The organism is Streptomyces sp. NPDC054813, from assembly GCF_053611365.1.
Genome location: NZ_JBSHAF010000007.1, coordinates 239,248 through 258,121 on the forward strand (window position 1 = coordinate 239,248; position 18,874 = coordinate 258,121).

15 protein-coding genes and 2 pseudogenes are annotated in these 18,874 nt (G+C 69.6%); 13 read left to right on the plus strand and 4 right to left on the minus strand.

Annotation, left to right across the window (positions count from 1 at the left end; genetic code table 11):
• Complete coding sequence (locus tag ACWGJB_RS16615) at nt 1-399, plus strand: SsgA family sporulation/cell division regulator (protein ID WP_453380877.1); 399 nt, start codon at nt 1-3, stop codon at nt 397-399.
• A 70-nt stretch (nt 400-469) separates the two neighbouring features.
• Entirely contained in the window at nt 470-799 is a 330-nt protein-coding gene (locus tag ACWGJB_RS16620) for an NIPSNAP family protein (protein ID WP_453380878.1), read from the plus strand.
• Nucleotides 800-825: 26 nt separating this feature from the next.
• On the opposite strand, the gene ACWGJB_RS16625 is transcribed toward ACWGJB_RS16620, so the two are convergent.
• On the minus strand, nt 826-1,248 hold the full coding sequence (locus tag ACWGJB_RS16625) for a winged helix-turn-helix transcriptional regulator (RefSeq protein WP_067378418.1): 423 nt from the start codon (nt 1,246-1,248) through the stop codon (nt 826-828).
• Nucleotides 1,249-1,335: 87 nt separating this feature from the next.
• On the opposite strand from ACWGJB_RS16625, the gene ACWGJB_RS16630 reads away from it, so the two are divergent.
• From ACWGJB_RS16630 to ACWGJB_RS16650, 5 genes and pseudogenes are all read left to right on the plus strand, one after another.
• Nucleotides 1,336-2,190: an NmrA family transcriptional regulator gene (locus ACWGJB_RS16630; RefSeq protein ID WP_453380879.1), complete on the plus strand. Its 855-nt coding sequence runs from the start codon at nt 1,336-1,338 to the stop codon at nt 2,188-2,190.
• Nucleotides 2,191-2,225: 35 nt separating this feature from the next.
• Nucleotides 2,226-3,629, plus strand: coding sequence for an MFS transporter (locus ACWGJB_RS16635; protein WP_453380880.1), 1,404 nt, complete (start codon nt 2,226-2,228; stop codon nt 3,627-3,629).
• 19 nt (nt 3,630-3,648) lie between these two features.
• Nucleotides 3,649-3,792, plus strand: a pseudogene (locus ACWGJB_RS16640) (IS481 family transposase); the annotation flags it as partial.
• 146 nt (nt 3,793-3,938) lie between these two features.
• Complete coding sequence (locus ACWGJB_RS16645) at nt 3,939-4,691, plus strand: TetR/AcrR family transcriptional regulator (RefSeq protein ID WP_453380881.1); 753 nt, start codon at nt 3,939-3,941, stop codon at nt 4,689-4,691.
• Between the two features lie 51 nt (nt 4,692-4,742).
• Nucleotides 4,743-5,465: an alpha/beta fold hydrolase gene (locus tag ACWGJB_RS16650; protein ID WP_453380882.1), complete on the plus strand. Its 723-nt coding sequence runs from the start codon at nt 4,743-4,745 to the stop codon at nt 5,463-5,465.
• A gap of 113 nt (nt 5,466-5,578) precedes the next feature.
• Here ACWGJB_RS16650 and ACWGJB_RS16655 read toward each other — a convergent pair whose 3' ends face one another.
• Nucleotides 5,579-6,235, minus strand: coding sequence for a TetR/AcrR family transcriptional regulator (locus tag ACWGJB_RS16655; protein ID WP_453380883.1), 657 nt, complete (start codon nt 6,233-6,235; stop codon nt 5,579-5,581).
• 423 nt (nt 6,236-6,658) lie between these two features.
• Between ACWGJB_RS16655 and ACWGJB_RS16660 the strand changes: the two genes are divergently transcribed.
• Both ACWGJB_RS16660 and ACWGJB_RS16665 read left to right on the plus strand, forming a co-directional pair.
• Nucleotides 6,659-9,880 (plus strand): bifunctional cytochrome P450/NADPH--P450 reductase, encoded by a 3,222-nt coding sequence (locus ACWGJB_RS16660; RefSeq protein WP_453380884.1) that lies wholly within the window; start codon nt 6,659-6,661, stop codon nt 9,878-9,880.
• 133 nt (nt 9,881-10,013) lie between these two features.
• Nucleotides 10,014-11,060, plus strand: a complete 1,047-nt coding sequence (locus tag ACWGJB_RS16665; RefSeq protein WP_453380885.1) for a zinc-binding dehydrogenase — start codon at nt 10,014-10,016, stop codon at nt 11,058-11,060.
• 312 nt (nt 11,061-11,372) lie between these two features.
• Here ACWGJB_RS16665 and ACWGJB_RS16670 read toward each other — a convergent pair.
• Together ACWGJB_RS16670 and ACWGJB_RS16675 are read right to left on the minus strand one after the other, a co-directional pair.
• Nucleotides 11,373-11,831, minus strand: a pseudogene (locus ACWGJB_RS16670) (hypothetical protein); the annotation flags it as partial.
• Nucleotides 11,832-12,217: 386 nt separating this feature from the next.
• Nucleotides 12,218-12,853: a TetR/AcrR family transcriptional regulator gene (locus ACWGJB_RS16675; RefSeq protein ID WP_453380886.1), complete on the minus strand. Its 636-nt coding sequence runs from the start codon at nt 12,851-12,853 to the stop codon at nt 12,218-12,220.
• Between the two features lie 137 nt (nt 12,854-12,990).
• Between ACWGJB_RS16675 and ACWGJB_RS16680 the strand changes: the two genes are divergently transcribed.
• The 4 genes from ACWGJB_RS16680 to ACWGJB_RS16695 are packed head-to-tail and all read left to right on the plus strand — an operon-like array spanning nt 12,991 to nt 18,725.
• The gene (locus ACWGJB_RS16680; protein WP_453380887.1) at nt 12,991-14,136 is read left to right on the plus strand and encodes a VOC family protein; all 1,146 of its coding nucleotides are present in this window, start codon (nt 12,991-12,993) and stop codon (nt 14,134-14,136) included.
• Nucleotides 14,133-15,071, plus strand: a complete 939-nt coding sequence (locus ACWGJB_RS16685; RefSeq protein WP_453380888.1) for a fumarylacetoacetate hydrolase family protein — start codon at nt 14,133-14,135, stop codon at nt 15,069-15,071. Before ACWGJB_RS16680 ends, ACWGJB_RS16685 begins: the two co-directional genes overlap by 4 nt.
• On the plus strand, nt 15,068-16,690 hold the full coding sequence (mhpA, locus tag ACWGJB_RS16690) for a bifunctional 3-(3-hydroxy-phenyl)propionate/3-hydroxycinnamic acid hydroxylase MhpA (RefSeq protein ID WP_453380889.1): 1,623 nt from the start codon (nt 15,068-15,070) through the stop codon (nt 16,688-16,690). The genes ACWGJB_RS16685 and mhpA overlap by 4 nt, the downstream gene beginning before the upstream one ends.
• Before the next feature lie 16 nt (nt 16,691-16,706).
• Nucleotides 16,707-18,725, plus strand: a complete 2,019-nt coding sequence (locus ACWGJB_RS16695) for an acetoacetate--CoA ligase (protein ID WP_453380890.1) — start codon at nt 16,707-16,709, stop codon at nt 18,723-18,725.
• The last annotated feature ends 149 nt before the right edge of the window (nt 18,726-18,874 follow it).

The following is an 18,874-nucleotide window of genomic DNA, read 5'->3' on the forward strand; positions in this document are numbered from 1 at the left end:
ATGCAGGGGGTGGTCGTAGAGCTTGTCATCTCGCGCACCTGCACGCTGTCCATGTGCATGAGCCTGCGGTACGAGCCCGCTGATCCCTATGTCGTCCGTGCCGTCTTCTTCACCGACACTGACGAGCCGACCGAATGGGTTCTGGGGCGTGACCTTCTAGCCGATGGTCTGACCGGCTCCGCAGGGTGTGGGGACATCCGGGTCTGGCCGGGCGTCGGCCGTGGTGACGAGGTGATGTACATCGTCCTCGGGTCTCCGGCGGGCACCGCCCTGCTCGAGGTTCCCGTGCAGGACGTCAGGACCTTCCTGGAGGACACGGAGGCGCAGGTGCCACGGGGTACCGAGTCCGGGCGCATCGACTGGGAGCTCGAACTGGCGAACCTGTTCGCGAAAGGCTGAGAGAAGCCTCCCAACCATCGTGCCGCTGGGGATCTTTGTCCCGGCGGCAGAAGAGAAGGAAAGAGTATTCATGTCCCAGTACCAGCTTCGTGTCTACACACTGCGCGGCCCTGAGGCGCTCGTCGCCTACGAGAACATCTGGGCCAAGCACATTCCCGGTATGGCCAAGCACAGGATCGATACGCATGGCGTCTGGACGGTGCCTGCGGCCGCCGGGAGTGAGGCGCCCCAGCTGTACGCCCTCGTTTCCTACCGGGACGCCGACGACGTTCAGGAGCGGTTGGAGGCGTATCTCTCCAGCCCCGAATTCCGTGCGGACATGGAGGGCTTCGACATCAGTCAGATCGTCGGCGTCGCCGAGTCCGTGCTGACGCCCACCGCCGACTCGCCTTTGCGGTGACGGAATGAGGTCAACAGCGGTCCCCGCTACCGGATGTCGTGGTCGGGGTGGGTCTGGTCGTACTGGTGCCGTGCCTCAGCAATGACGGCGCGATGCGTGAGAGACCAGTCGGCGAGTGCTTTGACCAGGTGAGTCAGGCTGGCCCCGGTCTCAGTCAGGCGGTAGTCGACCTGAGCCGGGACGGTCGGGTACACGGTGCGGTGGACGAGTCCGTCGCGTTCCAGCCTGCGCACGGTGAGGGTGAGCATGCGCTGGGAGATGCCGTCGATGGCGCGTTGCAGCTCCCGGAAGCGACGCGGCCCGCCGGCGAGTTCGACGATCACGAGTACCGACCACTTGTCGCCGATGCGGTCCAGGACATCGCGGATCCCGCAGTCCGGGTGATCTTCGTGCCCGCAGGGATCGAGGTCGGCGGGCTGGGCGGTTACCTCAGTGTGCGCGGGTGACATCGAACTGCCTCCTTGTGGCCGGTACTTGGGCGGATCAGGATCAAGCCTAGTTACCGAAGAGAACCACAACGGAAGACTGTGACTGACATGATCTTGGTGACCGGAGCGAACGGGAACCTCGGCTCGGCCACTCTGGCGGCGCTGCATGCCCGCGGTGCGATCGCGACAGGCGGCAGCCGCACCCCGAGTGACGGGATGCGCCGGCTGGATTTCGACGACCACTCCGGCATTGACCTTGCCGGTGTATCGACCTTGGGCCTGATCTCCGCCGGCTACGCCGAGGACGACCAGGTCGTCGGGCGGCACGCGGCCGTCTTGGACGCGGCAGCCCGAGACGGCGTCCGACATGTCATCTATACGAGCCTGACCGGCGCGGGCGACCACCTCGGTTTCGCACTGGCGCACCGTGCGACCGAACGGCGCGTGCGCGCTTGCGGCCTGCCGTGGACGATCCTGCGCAACGGCTTGTATGCCGAACTCTTCGGCGCTCTGCTGATGTGGGCCGATGACGGAGTGGAGTCCGCATTCGGCGACGGCGCCCTGGCCGCGGTCGCCCGTGCGGACCTCGCCGAAGCCGCGGCGATCGTCGCAGCAGATCCGGCCCAACACAGCGGGCACACCTACGATCTGACCGGCACGCCGATCACGACAGCAGACGTAGCCGACCGGCTCGGAGTCCCGCACCGGACCATCGGCCTGGGCGAGTACCGGCGCAGGCTTCTCAATGAGATGCCGGACTTGCTGCCGTTCCAGCCGCCCATGCTCGCCTCGATCGCGACCGGCATCCGGCACGGTTTCCTGGACGGCACCAGCCCCGACCTCGCTGACATACTCGGCCGCCCAGTCAGCGACCCACTGGCTACGGCTGTCGCAGCCGCCTCTGCCACGAGACCGGGCCGCAGCCAGGTAACGGCGGGTAGCGCGCGGCCTGCAAAGACATGAGTGCTTCCACGACTATCGAACACCGTCGGGGTGTCGTGGTGCTGGCGCTGATCGCGGCCTTCATGGTCTTCGTCGACGGCACGATCGTGAACCTCACCCTCGCCCAACTCGCCTCGCACCTGCATGCCTCCCGCGCCGAGCTCGAATGGGCGGTCAACGCCTACACCCTCTCCTTCGCCGCGGTGATGCTCGGTGCCGGCGCGATCACGGACGCCCTCGGCGCGAAGTGGGCCTTCGTGGCCGGCCTGCTGGTCTTCACCGCGTCCTCTGCAGTCTGCGCGTCCGCCACCTCGATGCTGGTGCTCAACTTCGCCCGGTTGGTCCAGGGCGCGGGCTCCGCTCTGTTGCTGCCGAGCGCGCTCGTCCTGGCCACGGCATCCGCCACCGATGAGCAGGCGCGGAACCGACTCGTCGGCTGGTGGGCCGCCGCCGGGGGCGTCGGAATGGCCGCCGGACCGCTGCTGGGCGGGGCGCTCGTCGCGCTCGCGAACTGGCGTGCCGTGTTCGCCGTCAACGTGGTCATCGGGATCCCCGCCGCCCTCTGGAGCATCCGCTCGATGCCCGCAACCGCGGGCGGCGGTCGGCGCCTCGACATCGTCGGCATGGGCTGTGCGACCGTACTGATCGGCGGGCTGGTCTTCGCTCTCATCCAAGCCCCCGCGCAGGGCTGGCTGAGCCCCGCAGCCATCACCGCCGCCGCGCTGACGGTCACCGGGCTCGTCGGCTTCGTCTGGGTCGAACGGTCCACCCGGACACCTCTCCTGCCGCCCGGCGTCCACTCTGACCGCAGGTTCGTCGCCACAGCCGCACAAGGCGCATTGTTCAACTTCGCCTTCTACGGGCTGCTGTTCGCGATGAGCCTGATGCTCCAGCAAGGCCGCGGGCTCAGCGCGCTCGTCAGCGGTTTGCTGTTCCTGCCTCTGACCGGCCTCATCTCGATCGGCAGCATCTGTGCCGCCCCACTCGCGCGACGGATCGGACGTACCGCTGTCCTGGGCATCGGCCAGGCCGTCCTGACCACCACGTTCCTCGCGGTGGCGTGGGCCAGCACCTCATCCGCGCTCTGGCTACTGGTGCTTGCCCTTGTTCCCGCCGGGTTCAGCTCGGGACTGCTCGTGCCCACCATGACCTCGCAGTCCATCGCCGCCGTCGAACCTGCCCTGCACGGGGCCGCGTCCGCAGTCTTCAACACCTCCCGCCAGATCGGTGCAGCCATTGGCGTCGCCGCCTTCGGCCCGCTCCTCGGGCCCACGCACAACCTCAGAGAGGGGTTCATCACCTGCGTGGTCGTCGGCGCAGCCGCCTCCGCGGTCGCCCTGCTACTGACCGCGCTTGCACGACCGGCCACCGTTGCCGCACCCACAGGCAGCCTGAATGCCCAAGCGCCATGTGCAATCTCGGCCCATGACATTCCCGACAACCTGCCCGAACGCGCTTGACCACCACCCAAGGGGAACCGTGCTGCACAAGAACGCGCCGCTGTCGCCGGAGGGAAGAAGGCGCCTCGTGGAACGCTGCCGCACTCGTCCAATCGCGCACGTCGCATCCGAGATGGGCATCTCCCGCGCGTGCGCATCGAAGTGGGTCGACCGTACCGCCGCCACGGCGAGCTCGTGGGTGCCCGTACAAAGGGCCGCAGGAGTGACCGCCACCACGGGCGGCGAGTCCCCCTCGCTGTCCCGCGGCTTGATAACATACATCGTATGGAAAGAGCGAAGCGTACCCCTAGAGGTACTCGGAAGAGGGATGTGCCTCTGACCGAGGCAGGGATCTGCGCCTCCGCACTGCGGCTCATCGACGCGGACGGGGTCGAGGCGCTCACGATGCGCAAACTCGCCGCCGCGCTGGACGCGAACCCGATGTCGCTGTACCACCACGTGCCGAACAAGGAAGCATTGCTGCGTGGCGTCGCGAAAATGGTCGGTGCCCGGTTCCGCACCGTGACACTGGAGGACGCTCCCTGGCAGGAGCGCATGCGCCTGCTTGCCACGGATTTCCGGACGTTGGCATACCGCCATCCCAACCTCATGGCCTACTCGTTCAGCCAGCCGGACTTCATCCAGCCCGAAGATCCCTTCTGGGTCGCGCTCACCGCCGTGCTGGATGCCGCAGGGGTTCCGCAGTCGGATATCCCGCAGCTCGCCGCGCTCGTGTGCGCCGTCGTCATCGGCGTGATGATCGCCGAGCTCAACGGGGCGCTCCACCGGTGGTCGAACCTCCAGCCCGCCACGTCCGCCTCCGGCGAGGACGGGCCGACGAACGAGGGCTTTGGCGAGGACCGGATGTTCCGCCTGGTGCTGGACACGATCATCAGCGGCATGGAAAGTCGGCTCACGGCCGATCACGCCGGTGGGCGCGACGGCCGGCCCCCGCAGAGCTCCCCGCGCGCCTCCGGACGTGTCCCCCGTCAACTCCGGCCACCGGCCGCACGCTGCGAAGGAGAGCCTCCGGGGAATCCCGTCTCGGACATGGCGGCCGGTTTACACCTGAAAGAGGAGTGAGGACCAAAGCCAGGACATGCTGTTTTTGTTCAGTGACAAGGGAGTTCAGTCGTGCCTGCCATTCTGATCCACGGCGTCCCCGACACCCACCGTGTGTGGGACGGCGTGCGCCGACACCTGATCCGGAGCGACGTCGAGGCCTGGGATCTGCCCGGCTTCGGCACGCCCCGGCCGCGTGGCTTCGGATCCACCAAGGAGGAGTACGTCGATTGGCTCATCGAACGGCTGGAGCGGGTGGGCGAGCCGGTGGACCTGGTCGGCCATGACTGGGGCTGCATCCTCACCGCGCGCGTCGCTTCCCTGCGGCCTGACCTCGTGCGTACGTGGGCCGGCAGTAGCGCTCCGGTCAGTGCCGACTACGTCTGGCATCCGCTGGCCAAGATCTGGCAGGACCCGGTCGAGGGCAACCGGTTCATGGACGAACTTCACCCGGCGTCCTTCGCAAAGGATCTGATGGAGCACTTCGATGTCCCGGCTGAGGTGGCCGGGGACATGGTTCTGCGCGTGGACGGGACCATGAGGGACAGCATCCTCAAGCTGTACCGTTCCGCCGAGACGGTGGGTGCGCAGTGGGAGCCGGACCTGGCGAACGTGTCTGCGCCGTGCCTGGTCTTCTGGGGCACGCTCGACCCCGCCTGTCCGGTCGAGTTCGCCGGAAAGCTCGGCGGAGCCGTGCGGGCGTCGCGGGTCGTCGAGCTGGACTGCAACCACTGGACGGTAGTCCAGAAGCCGGCCGAGGTCGCTGCGGCCTTGGAGGCGCACTGGACTGCATAGCGAGGTGGCAGCCCTCGGGTTCGCCAACTGGGTCCGCCCCTCGGTGCCGATGACACCGAGGGGCGAGCCGCCGCCGGACCGCTCGCCGCCGCATCGGAGCCGGCTCGCTTCCGTCACACCCTCTGGCGGGCTCGTGCGACATGGTTCTCCACTCCGGCGACCGCCGCGTCCAGCGTGGAGTCGAACATGGTGTCGATCACGTCCTTGGAGGGCGGGGGCGCTTCTTCCTGGTCGGGGCCCGACGGCGCCGGTGGCAGAGTGGCCCACCGCTGCAGTGCCCCGTTCAGTTCGCTGAGCAGCAAACCCGTGAACACGCCGACCAGGGTCGCGGCGACGCGCGGAATCTCCTCCTCGGGCAGTTTCGCGGTGGCCAGGATGTCGACCAGTGCCTGCCAGAAGGGGTCCTCCGGCTGCACGTAGTCAGGGCGCGTGAAGGAATACCCCATCAGTTTCGGGTGACGGCGCGACAGTTCGCGGAAGTCCCGGGCCAGTTCACGCAGCCGGTCCTGCCAGGGGATGTCTCCCCGGTCCTCCGCGCTGAACTGCGAACCGACCCGGTGGGCCACGCCGCGCAGCACGGCGTCCTTGTTCGGCACGTGGTGGTACAGCGACATGGGATTCGCATCGAGGGCGGTCGCGAGTTTGCGCATGGTGAGCGCTTCGACCCCGTCGGCATCGATGAGCTGCAACGCCATGGCGTGGATGCCGTCCTTGGTGAGCGGTACGTCCCTCTTTCTCGTGCCCCGAGGGGGCTTCCGTTCAGTCGCCATACGGTGTACGGTACCAGGCTTCGCCGATGCGGGGGCAGCGGCACCGTTTTCAGCCCCCCTGCCCCTCCGGCTTCGCGGACAGGCCCGGACTTGGTGGCCTTGGTGGGCGACGAGGTCGCCACGGCATCCTGGCGCACTCGCCTTGCCCGATCTCGCGGACTGATGCCGGGCGAGCGGGCGCGGCATGGAGGGGCCGCCGCGAGGAAGCGCCTGAACCTGATGTGGCCCCGCCGCGCGAGCGACGCCGCCCCTGGCGAGCCGGACATTCCCGTTTCCCGGCCCCTGGCCGGCCTGCCGATTGAAGTTCCATACGTCGTATGGTACTACTGAAGACATACGGCGTATGGAAATCGGGTGCTGCCGTACCGGCGCCCCGCGACACCGAATGGCGCCCTGCCCGCCTTTTACCTTGAAGGAGCAGCCATGACCACACAGCCCCAGACCGACCTGCGGCCCATCCGGTCTCCGCGGGGGGTCCCGCTCTTCGGCCACACGCCGCAGATCCCCAGCACCAACCCGGTGGAGTACTTCGGCAGGCTGTCCAAGCAGTTCCCCGAGGGGCTCTACGGCATGGAGATCGCCGGCATCGAGCAGGTCTTCGTCTGGGACCCGGACCTGGTGGCCGAGGTCTGCGACGAGACGCGGTTCTTCAAGCAGATCGACAAGACGCCGCTGGCGCACGTCCGGGACTACGCGGGAGCCGGCCTGTTCACGGCCCACCAGCACGAAGAGGAATGGGGCATGGCGCACCGAGTCCTCCTCCCGGCCTTCAGCCAGCGGGCGATGAAGGGCTACTTCGGGCAGATGCTGGAGATCGCCCAGAACCTGGTGGGCAAGTGGGAGCGCAGGGAGGGCCGGCCGGTCAACATCACCGACGACTACACCCGGTTGACCCTGGACACCATCGCCCTGTCGGGTTTCGGCTACCGGTTCGACTCCTTCGCCAAGGAGGATCTGCACCCGTTCCTCAACGCGCTGCTGCAGGCGCTGGTCGAGTCGCTGCGGCGCTCGCAGGAGCTGCCGATGATGACCAAGATGCGCAAGGCCGATGACAGGAAGTACCGCGAGAACATCCGGCTGATGCGGGACCTGGTCGAGAACGTGATCAAGGAGCGCCGTGATGGGAAGGGCACCGATGAGGATGACCTGCTGGGTCTGATGCTGGAGGCCACGGACCCGGAGACCGGCAAGGGGCTGGACGACGACAACGTCCGTGACCAGGTGGTGACGTTCCTGATCGCCGGTCATGAGACCACCAGTGGTCTGCTGTCGTTCGCCACGTACTCGCTGATGCGCAACCCGCACATCCTGGCCCAGGCCTACGCCGAGGTGGACCGGCTGCTGCCGGGTGACACGGTCCCGGACTACGACACGATCATGCAGATGGACGTGATCCCGCGGATCCTGGAGGAGACCCTGCGCCTGTGGGCTCCCATCCCGATGATCGGCAAGTCCCCGCTGGAGGACACCGTCATCGGCGGCTGCTACGGGCTGAAGAAGGGCGCGCGGGTCAACATCCTCGAAGGTCCGCTGCACACCCACCCCAAGGCGTGGGAGCGGCCGGAGGAGTTCGACATCAACCGGTGGCTGCCGGAGAACCGGGTCAACCACCACCCGCACGCCTACAAGCCGTTCGGTAACGGCGTGCGTGCCTGCATCGGCCGGCAGTTCGCGCTCACCGAGGCCCGTCTTGCCCTCGCGCTGGTGCTGCAGAAGTTCAAGTTCGCCGACCCCGACGACTACAAGATGGACGTCAAGGAGGCGCTGACGCGCAAGCCCGGCGGCTTCGAACTGACCGTGCGGGCCCGTCAGGAGCACGAGCGGACCGTGTTCGGCGCGGTGGACCCGCAGGCCGACGACACGGGGGCGCAGGCCGCGGTCAGCGGTGTCGGGGTGAACCTGACCGTCGCCTACGGCTCCAGCCTGGGCTCGTGCGAGGACCTGGCGCGCACCATCGCCGACCGCGGTGAGCGCTCCGGGTTCGGTACCACCCTGGTCGGTCTGGACGAGCTGGGGGACAACCTGCCCACCGAGGGCCTGCTCGTCGTCGTGGCCTCCAGCTACAACGGCAAGGCCCCGGACAACGCGCAGCGCTTCGACGACCTGCTCGCCACCGGCCTCCCGGCGGGCTCGCTGTCCAACGTGCGGTTCGCGCTGTTGGGTGCCGGCAACACCCAGTGGGTGGCCACCTACCAGGGCTTCCCCAAGCGGATCGAGGCGGGCCTGCTGGCCGCCGGCGCCACCCGCGTCATCGAGCGCGGCATCGCGGACGCCGCCGGTGACTTCGACGGCATGGCCACCCGCTGGATGGACACCTTGTGGACCACCCTGGCCCTGGAGTACGCCGCCGACACCTCCGAAACCACCGGGCCGCGCTTCGAGGTCCAGCTGCTCACCGAAGCTGACGTGCGCCCCGCGATCGTCTCCGAGCAGGCCTACCCCCTCACGGTCGTGGCCAACGAGGAACTGGTCAGCGACGCGACCGGGCTGTGGGACTTCAGCATCGAGCCGCCGCGCCCGGCCGCGAAGTCCATCACCATCGAACTCCCCGACGGTGTCACCTACGACACCGGCAACCACCTGGCCGTGTTCGCCAAGAACGAGCCGCAGCTGGTCGCCCGAGTCCTCGAGCGGCTCGGCGTCGACCGCGACCAGGTCCTGCGTCTGGACCAGCCCGCGGGCGGCCGCACGCACCTCCCGGTGGGTACTCCCGTCACAGCCGGCCTGTTGTTCACCGAGTTCGTGGAGCTGCAGGACGTGGCCACCCGCTCGCAGATACAGACGCTGGCCAAGCACACCGACTGCCCGTGGACCCGGCCGCAGCTGGAGGCCTACACGGCTGACACCGCCGAGGCCGAGGAGCGCTACCAGACCGAGGTCCTGGGCAAGCGCGTCTCCGTGCTCAACCTGCTGGAGCGCTTCCCGGCGGTCGAACTGCCGCTGGGGATCTTCCTGGAGATGACGGGCCCGATCCGCCCGCGGTTCTACTCCATCTCCTCCGCCCCGCTGGCCAACCCCCGGCACGTGCGGCTGACCGTCGGGCTGCTGGAAGGGCCGGCCCTGTCCGGCGACGGCCGGTACCGCGGCACCTGCTCCTCCTACATCGCGGGCCTCAATCCCGGGGACGTCTTCTACGGCTACGTGCGCGTGCCCTCCCCGACCTTCGCCCCGCCGGTCGATCCCGCCACGCCGCTGATCCTCATCGGCCCCGGCACCGGCATCGCGCCGCTGCGCGGCTTCCTGGAGGAGCGTGCCCACCAGCACGCGAGCGGCACCCAGGTAGGTCTGTCCCAGGTCTTCGTCGGCTGCCGCCACCCGGAGCACGACTACTTCTACCGGCAGGAGATGCAGGACTGGGAGCAGACCGGGATCGCCCAGGTGCACACCGCTTTCTCCGCGGTGACCGGACACCCGGCCCGGTTCGTCCAGGACGCCATCGCAGGCGCCGCCGACACCGTGTGGCAGGCCATCCAGGACGGCGCGTACATCTACGTCTGCGGCGACGGTCGTCGCATGGCACCCGCCGTGCGTGAGGCGCTCGCCGCCATCTACCGCAGGCACACCGGCAGCGACGACGAAGCCGCCCAGCAGTGGCTCGCCCAGCTGGAAGCGGATGAACGCTACCAGCAGGACGTCTTCGCCTGACCCCTCCAGACGCCGGGGGCGCGCGGCGCATCTGCCGCCCCGCACGCCCCCGGCCACCACTCACCCGCGATGCACCCCACGGCCCCCGTCGGCCCGAACCGCCGGGAGTGCCGCTCACAGAAAGCAGATCTTCATGGACACCATGCTTGCCGGACGCTTCCACCTGGACAGCAAGAAGTTCGCTGTGGAAGAGGTTCCCGTCCCCGTGCCGGGCCCGGGCGAGGTCCTCATCGAGGTCAAGGCCGCAGGCGTCTGCCTCTCGGACGTCCATCTCCTGGACGGCTCCCTCGTCCCGTTGTTCGCCACCTCCGACACGGTCACCGTGGGCCACGAGATGGCCGGTGTGATCCACACTCTCGGCCCCGACCTCAAGCGCGGCCTGACCGTTGGTACCCGCGTCACCCTGGAGGCCGGCAAGACCTGCGGCCAGTGCGCCGGCTGTGTGCGCCGCCGCCCCTGCACCCAGATGCTCACCGCCGGTATCGATTACGACGGCGGCTGGGCCCAGTACACCGTCGCCCGCGAGGACACCCTCATCCTCATCCCCGACAACCTTCCCTTCGACCAGGCCGCGATCATCCCCGACGCGGTCTCCACCCCCTACGCCGCCGTCGTCGCCACCGCGGGGGTGCGCCCCGCACAGTCCGTCGGAATCTGGGGTGTGGGCGGTGTCGGCGCCCACAACGTCCGCGTCGCGCGTCTGGCCGGCGCCGCGCCGATCATCGCCGTCGACCCGCTGCCCGGAGCTCGGGAGCGTGCCCTGGCCTTCGGTGCGGATTTCGCCCTGGACCCGGCCGCTTCCGACTTCGCCGACCAGGTCCGCGCGGCCACTGGCGGGCGGGGTCTGGACTTCGCCTTCGACTGCGCCGGCGTGCCGGCGGTCCGTGAGCAGGCCGCCACCGTGCTCGGCCTGAACGGAGTGCTCATCCTGGTCGGTATCAGCCCCAGGCCGATCACCATCAGCGAGGGCCTGACCTTCAACTATCTGGGCAAGCAGGTGCGTGGCCACTACGGCGGCACCCCCGAGTCCGTCACCGAGCTGGTCCGGCTGGCCGAGGTCGGTCGTCTTGACCTGGCCCCGTCCATCACCGACCACATCCCGCTCGCCGAGGCCGCCGACGCGGTCAACCGGCTGGAGAACAAGATCGGCGACCCGATCCGCCTCATCCTCGTCCCCTGACAACTGAACAGAAAGTAGATCAAGACCACCCCGGGCAGGGGTGAGTGGGCGCCGGTGCTAGAGGGAGTACCGGCGCCCACGGTTTCCAGGTATCCGGGTCTGGCGCACACGGACTCCTGGGCAGGTGAAGCCGGGCAGGGCGAGCCCGGCGATGTCTCTGCGCGGGACGCAACCATGTACTGGCCGCCGCAGGAGGAATGGAACGCGAGGCCTCCTTGACCGCGTTCAGGTGTACGCCGACAGGTGCCGCGTGTCGGCCAGTCGAAGCCCAGCAACCTCGCGATCGCCTTGGCGGGGCCGGCGGGATGGTGTTCATACGACCCCGGGAACACCCTCCACGTCCAGCGCTGCCGCGTCCGAGAAGAGCTCCGGCGCGCCCAGGGCGCACTCCGCCCAGACCGTCTTGCCGTGTCGGGCGTGACGTGTGCCCCAGTGCTCGGTGACTTGGGAGACCAGAAGCAGGCCGCGGCCGCCCTCGTCGTAGCCCCTGGCGCGGCGCTGCTGCGGGGTGGTGCTGCTGTCGTCGGAGACCTCGCAGAGGAGGGTGCGGTCGTGGATGAGACGCAGCTGGATGGGGGGGGGTCGGCCGTAGCGGATGCCGTGGCCGACCACGTCGCCCACCACGAGTGCGACCCGGGCACCGGAGAGCGGGATGACGTCGTACCAGTCGCCGCCTCCGAGCTGGGCGGCAGCCGGCAGGTAGCGGCAGGCGACCTCCACGGCGGACTGCACGGGTGTACTGCGCGGGAGCAGACTGCGCTGGAGAGTGAGAGGTATACGCACGGATCACCACCGGCTCACGCCCTGGTGACCGGCCGGCCCTCACGGCATCGCCTCGGCGCGTCCGCATCCATGCTGGTGGCCGCTGTGCGCTCGCGGCACCACGCTGGGTGTCGCTCAGTTCCTGTGGAGCTGCTGCGGTGGAACCGACGACTCCCCGTAGATCGCTTCCAGGTGGTTTGTCTCCGGGTAACCGCGGTTCGTCCCGCGGCTCGGGAACCTCGCGCCGCAGACATTGCTCTACGTCGTGGATCAGCTCGTCCGCTCGCGGGCTGAGTTCATGCGCGGCACGGGACAAGAGACTGTCCGCGGTGAAGCCCACACCCGCGACGTTACGCCGCCCTGGTGGCTCGCGGCCTCAGCCGGCCGCATCTGGCTCAGCTGTGTCCGGGCAGCGGCCGCCGGGTCACCTGGTGGGCGTCGTCCGGAGGGACGCCGAGCATGCGCAGGACCATCTCGGCCAGGTCGGAGGCGGCCTCGTCGCCGTCGAGATCGGGGCGGGCCAGCCGCAGTGCCACGAGGGACATCAGGGTGCCGCCCAAGGCGGACAGGGCGGTTGTCGCGTTGCGGCAGGTGAAGCGGCCCGAGGCGATGCCGTTCTCCAGGTCGCGCAGGGCTCGCGGGGCGAGTCCGCGGTCGGAGTGGATGTAGGCCAGACCGCGGTCACGCAGGATCCGCATGAGTTCGGGGTGGGAGTCGGCCATGCGGGCGGTGAGCCGGAAGCCCGCCGCGACGAGTTCGGCCGGGTCGTCGATCCCTTCTACGCGCTCGTCTATGACCTGCCCGAACTCGTCCAGGGCGTCTGTCACCGCGGCGTCGAACAGCTCGGTCTTCGACTCGAAGTGGTTGTAGAAGGAGCCGAATCCGACGTCCGCGCGCTCGGCGATGGCCTGGATGCTCGCGCTGGTGTCGCCGGTCTCGGCGAGGATCTGCCGGGCCGCGCGGACGAGCGCCTGACGGGTCTCGGCTCGGCGTCGCTCGAAGCGGTTCTTGGGCGGGGCTGACGTCGGCATACCGCGAGTGTAACAACCGCCGCGATGAGTCTGCCATTACTGATGAGGTTATCAATTATTTGGGTCCAGCCTATTGACGGTGAGGAACGGCAAAGTTGATGATTTCCTCATTACAGCAGTGTTGCTTGGAGGACACCATGTCCCACACCCCCGTTAACAGGGCCGTTCCCCAGACGCCCCACCAGGACCTCCACAGTGAGCAGGGCGCCCTGCGAGGCGAGCACCCCGGACGCTCCCGGAATCCCTTGATCAAGGTGGCGGATCTGGCCTGGCTCGAGTTCGAGAAGCCGGATCTGGACCGGGCCGAGGTCTTCGCCCGTGACTTCGGGTTCGCGATCGCCGCCCGCACCGAGGGGGAGCTGTGGCTGCGCGGCACTTTCGCGGGCTCACCGTGCATGGTCATCCGGCGGGGGCGGGCGTCCCGGTTCGTCGGACCGGCGTTCCGCGCGGCCGAGCGGGCCGACCTGGACCGGCTGGCCCGGGCCACCGGCAGTACGGTCCGGGACATCGGCGTACCGGGCGGTGGGCAGTCGGTCGCCCTGCTCGATCCCTCGGGCCTGCCGGTCCGGGTGGTGCACTGCGCCGAGCAGCTGCCCGCGCTGCCCGAGCAGGAGCCGCTGATCCTCAACTTCGGTACCGACCACCGTCGTACGAACGCCACCCAGCGCCCGCCCCGGGAGCCGTCCCGTATCCAGCGGCTGGGCCATGTGGTGCTGGAAACACGGGTGTTCGCCCGCACCCTGGACTGGTACCTGGACACCCTCGGGATGATCGTGTCCGACTTCCTGTTCCTGGACGGGCAGCGCGGGCGCGGGCCGACGATGACGTTCATCCGGTGCGACCAGGGGAGCGTGGCAGTCGATCACCACACGCTGGCCCTGCACCTCGGGCCCGGAACCGGCTACGTCCACTCGGCCTACCAGGTCACCGACCTCGACGCGATCGCCGCCGGCGGGGAGTACCTGGCCGAGCGCGGCTACCAGCGCAGCTGGGGCATCGGCCGGCACATCCAGGGCAGCCAGCTGTTCGACTACTGGCGCGACCCCGACCACTTCATGCTGGAGCACTTCGCCGACGGCGACCTCTTCTCCTGCGACCTGGAGCCCGGCTGGGCACCGATGTCGGCGAGCGGCCTGGCCCAGTGGGGTCCGCCGGTCACCCGCGACTTCCTGGGCGCCACCCCTTCCCCCGCCAAGCTGCGCGAGGTCATGACGGCCCTGCGTGGCGACAACGAACTCGACCCGGCACGCCTGCTGGGCCTGATGAAAGCGATGAGCTCATGAGCACCAACGTTCTGCGTACCGCCGACGGGTGGTGGGTCGTCCGGGACGAACGCGCCGTCCGCATCCAGACCAAGGCCGTCACCACCGCCGAACTGCTCGCCGACCGGGACGCGGTCCGCGAGGCCGCCGACTCCGCCGAGAGCGGCACGCCCGTCGCCGACCTGGTGGTGCTGCCGCCGGTCACCACCCCGTGCCGGGTGGTCGCCCAGATGGTCAACTACCGCAGTCACGCCAAGGATTCGGGCTTCACCGGCGACATCCCGCCCACCTTCTTCCGCAAGGCGTCCGGCTCGGTCGGCGGCCCCCACGACGCGATCATCCGTCCCGCGCACGTGAAGTTCCTCGACTACGAGGTGGAACTCGGCCTCGTCATGGGCGCGACCCTGCCCGTGGGCACCGTCGTCGAGGAGCAGGACCTGCCGCGCTACGTCGCCGGCCTGGTCCTGACCAACGACGTCAGCGCCCGCGACGTCCAGCTGACCAAGACCCAGTTCTACGAGAGCAAGTCCTATCCGACCTTCACACCGACGGGTCCGTACCTGGCCCTGCTGGAGCCCGAGGACTTCACCCATCTGCTGAACCTGCGGCTGCGGCTGTCGGTCAACGGCGTGTCACGCCAGGACCGCACGCTGGCCGACATGATCGTGCGGCCCGCGCAGGCGCTCACCCTGCTCGCCCGCTTCCAGACCCTCGACCCGGGCGACCTGCTGCTGACCGGTACTCCCGGCGGCACGGCCCTGAAGGCCCCGCCCAAGGCCGCCGAGAAGATCGCCGCGTTGCTGCCGCCCGCACTGAAGTGGAAGGCGTTCTTCAAGGGCCAGGCCAAGAACCCCAAGTACCTGCGCAACGGTGACCTCATCACCGCGACGATCGCCACCGCGGACGGACGGATCGACCTCGGCGAGCAGCGGACCCCCGTTACGGACGCGCCATGAAGGCTGCATCCCGGAAACCGGTGGTGATCATCGGTGCGGGACCCGTCGGGGTCACGGCCGCCCTGCTGCTCGCCCGGCACGGAGTGCCCAGCGTCGTACTGGAACGGCACCGGGACATCTACCCGTTGCCGCGCGCCGTCGTCGTGGACGACGAGATCCGCCGGATCCTGCAGAGCGCCGGGGTACACGAGGAGTTCGCCGCCCTCGCGCGACCGGCGCCCGGACTGCGGCTGCTGGACGACGGGCGCCGGGTGATCGCCGAATTCCCGCGGTCCACCCACGGACACCACGGCTTCCCCCAGACCAGCATGTTCGACCAGCCAGAGCTGGAACGCCTGCTGCGTGACGCCTTGGCGCGTCGCCCTGAGTGCGAGCTGTGGAGTGGGGTGGAGGTCGTGTCCCTCACCCAGTCCGTCGCACGCGACACCGATGGACCGAACGATCCGACGGGTTCCGTCCGGGTCACTTTCCGTCGCGACGGCAGCGACGAGGAGGAGCACCTGTGGGCCGATGCCGTACTCGGCTGCGACGGTGCGGGCAGTCTCACCCGTGACACCATCGGCGCCGTGTGGGAGGACCTGCACTTCGAGGAGAGCTGGCGGGTCATCGACGTGCGCACCAGTCGCCCTGTGCGCACCTGGGAAGGCGCCGAGCAGATCTGCTCGCCCACCCGGCCGGCCACCTTCATGCGCGTCGGCGAGGACCGTTACCGCTGGGAGTTCCGGCTGGCCGACGACCAGAACCTGGACGGACCGGACGGATGGGAGCGCCTGCGCGAGCTGGTCGCCCCCTGGGTGGACCTGCCGTCCGACGCCTCGCAGGGCGGTGACTTCGAGGTGATACGGCAGGCGCAGTACACCTTCCGGGCCCGTCTCGCCGACCGGTGGCGCAGGGGGCGTGTCTTCCTGCTGGGCGACGCCGCCCATCTCACCCCGCCCTTCGTGGGGCAGGGTCTGTGCGCGGGCCTGCGCGACGCCCAGAACCTCACCTGGAAGCTCGCCCGGGTGCTCCAACAGGGTGCAAACGAGGGGCTGCTGGACACCTACGAACGTGAACGCAAGCCGCACGCCCGCCATGTGATCCGCGTGGCGGTCGCCGTCGGCTGGGCCATGACCGGCGGACAGGACCGCGGTGCGGCGTTCCGCCGGGCGGTCGTGGGTGCGGCCTGTCGCATCCCCGGTGTGACCGCGGCGGTGAGCCGTGACCTCAGTCCCGCCCTGACCGCCGGTCCACTCGTACGGCGCCGGCCCAGACTGACCGGCCGCGTGCTGGCCGGCACCTTCTGCCCGCAGCCCTGGGTGCGGCACGACGGCAGGCGAGTGCGTCTCGATGACGTCCTTGGGGACTCCTTCGCCGTCCTGACCGCTGTGCCACCCACAGCGCAGATGACGGTCGTGGCAACGGTGCTGGGCGCCCCGACGATCCGCGTCGACGACCTGGGCGACGACGGCACCCTGGCCGGCTGGCTGGCCCGCGGCCGTGCCGACGCCGTCCTGCTGCGCCCCGACCGCGTCGTGATGGACACCGTCCCGGCCGGCGCCGGCGACTTCACGGACACCGTCGCCTGGGCCCCCCTGCTGCACACGGCCCGCCGTACCGCCGATGCCCGGCCCGCCTGACGAGGAGCACCACACCATGACCACCCCGCACCCCGAGCCGTATACGGAACCCTTCTTCACTCCCGACCCGAAGTCGGCCGCCCGTAGCCGCATCGCGGACTTCGCCCGGTGGGCGGCCCGGTACCGGGGCGCCGAAGGGCTCCAGGACCCCACGGACTACCGAGCCCTGCACCAGTGGTCCGTCACCGACCTCGAAGGGTTCTGGGCCTCGGTGTGGGAGTACTTCGACATCGACGCGACGACTCCGTACGAGCGGGTGCTGGCCGAGGAGACCATGCCCGGCGCCCGCTGGTTCCCCGGCGCCACCCTCAACTACGCCCATCACGCGCTGCGCAACCTGCAGCCGGACGCTCCCGCGATCACCGCCCTGGACGAGACCGGAGCCGGCTACGAGATCACGGGCCGGGAGCTGCGCGCCCGGGTCGCCTCCGTCGCCGCCACCCTGCGCGACCTGGGCGTCGGACAGGGCGACCGGGTGGTGGGCTATCTGCCCAACACCCCCCACGCCGTCATCGCCTTCCTCGCCACCGCGAGCCTCGGCGCGGTGTGGTCGGTGTGCGGCCAGGACTACGCGCCCAAGGCCGCCGCCGACCGCTTCGCCCAGCTCGAACCCACGGTGCTCATCACCGCTGACGGCTACCTCTTCAACGGCGCCACTCACGACCGCCGCGACGCCTCGCTCGAACTCGCCGCCGCCTTGCCGACGCTGAAGGCCACGGTGCTCGTGGACCACCTGGGCCTTGCCTGGCCCGAGGGCGGGGACTCCGGGCTGACGGTTCCCTGGGAGGACGCGGCCACCCGCGCCGAGTACCTCACCATCGCCCCGGTGCCGTTCGACCACCCCCTGTGGGTCGTCTTCTCCTCCGGCACCACCGGCCTGCCCAAGGGCATCGTCCACGGGCACGGCGGGGTCCTGCTCGAACACCTCAAGATGCTCGGCCTGCACACCGATCTGGGCACCGGGGACCGCCTGCTGTGGTACACCACCACCCACTGGATGATGTGGAACCTGGTCGTCTCCACCCTGCTGACCGGTGCGGCCACCTGCACCTACGACGGCAGCCCGGTACCACAGGCGCGTCCGGACGTCCTGTGGGAGCTGGCCGCCCGCCACAGAGTCACCGTCTTCGGCACCAGCCCCCAGTACCTGCTGACCATGGCCAAGCTGGGCATCGAACCCTCTGTGCACGACCTGTCGGCCGTCCGCGTCGTCGGCTGCACCGGCTCCGCCCTGCCCGCCTCCGCCTACCCCTGGGTCCGCGACCACGTTCGCGCCGACGTCCAGCTGGCCTCCACCAGTGGCGGAACCGACATCGTCTCCGGCTTCGCCGGCAGCGCCTCCACGACCCCCGTCTGGGCGGGGGAGCTGTCCGCCCCCAGCCTCGGCGTGGCCCTGGCCGCCTACGACGCGACCGGCACCCCTGTCCTCGACCAGGTCGGCGAACTGGTCGTCACCCGGCCCATGCCGTCCATGCCGCTGTACTTCTGGAACGACCCCGACGGCAGCCGCTACCGAGACGCCTACTTCGGCGCGTACCCCGGCGTGTGGCGGCACGGCGACTGGATCACACTCACCTCGCACGGCTCGGTGATCGTCCACGGCCGCTCCGACGCCACCCTCAACCGCAACGGCGTGCGCCTGGGCAGTGCCGACATCCACGACGTCGTCGAACGCCTCCCCGAGATCACCGAGGCTCTCGTCATCGGCGCGGAGGAACCCGACGGCGGCTACTGGATGCCGCTCTTCGTGGTCCTCGCCGAGGGGGTCGGCCTGGACGATTCCCTGCGCGAGAAGATCCGCGACGCGATCCGCGCCGGCGCCTCTCCCCGCCACGTCCCCGACGAGATCCTCGCCGTACGGGCCCTCCCGCACACGAAGACCGGCAAGAAGCTCGAGGTTCCCGTCAAGCGCCTGCTCCAGGGCGCCCCCGCCGAGCAAGTCCTGAACCCCGAGGCCGTCGACAATCCCGACCTGATCGCCTACTTCGCCCGCCTGGGCGCGGAGCGGAACAAGCGGGCAGCACACGACACATGACGTCGGCCAGGGGACCCCAGGCCCACGTGACAGCACCGGGTCCATGTGCCCTGCCCGGCTCCGCAGACCCCGTCCCCAGGGGGTGGCGGGGGGGGGGGGCGCGCGGGCCCCCCCCCCCCCCCCCCCCCGGACCCCCCCCCCCCCCCGGA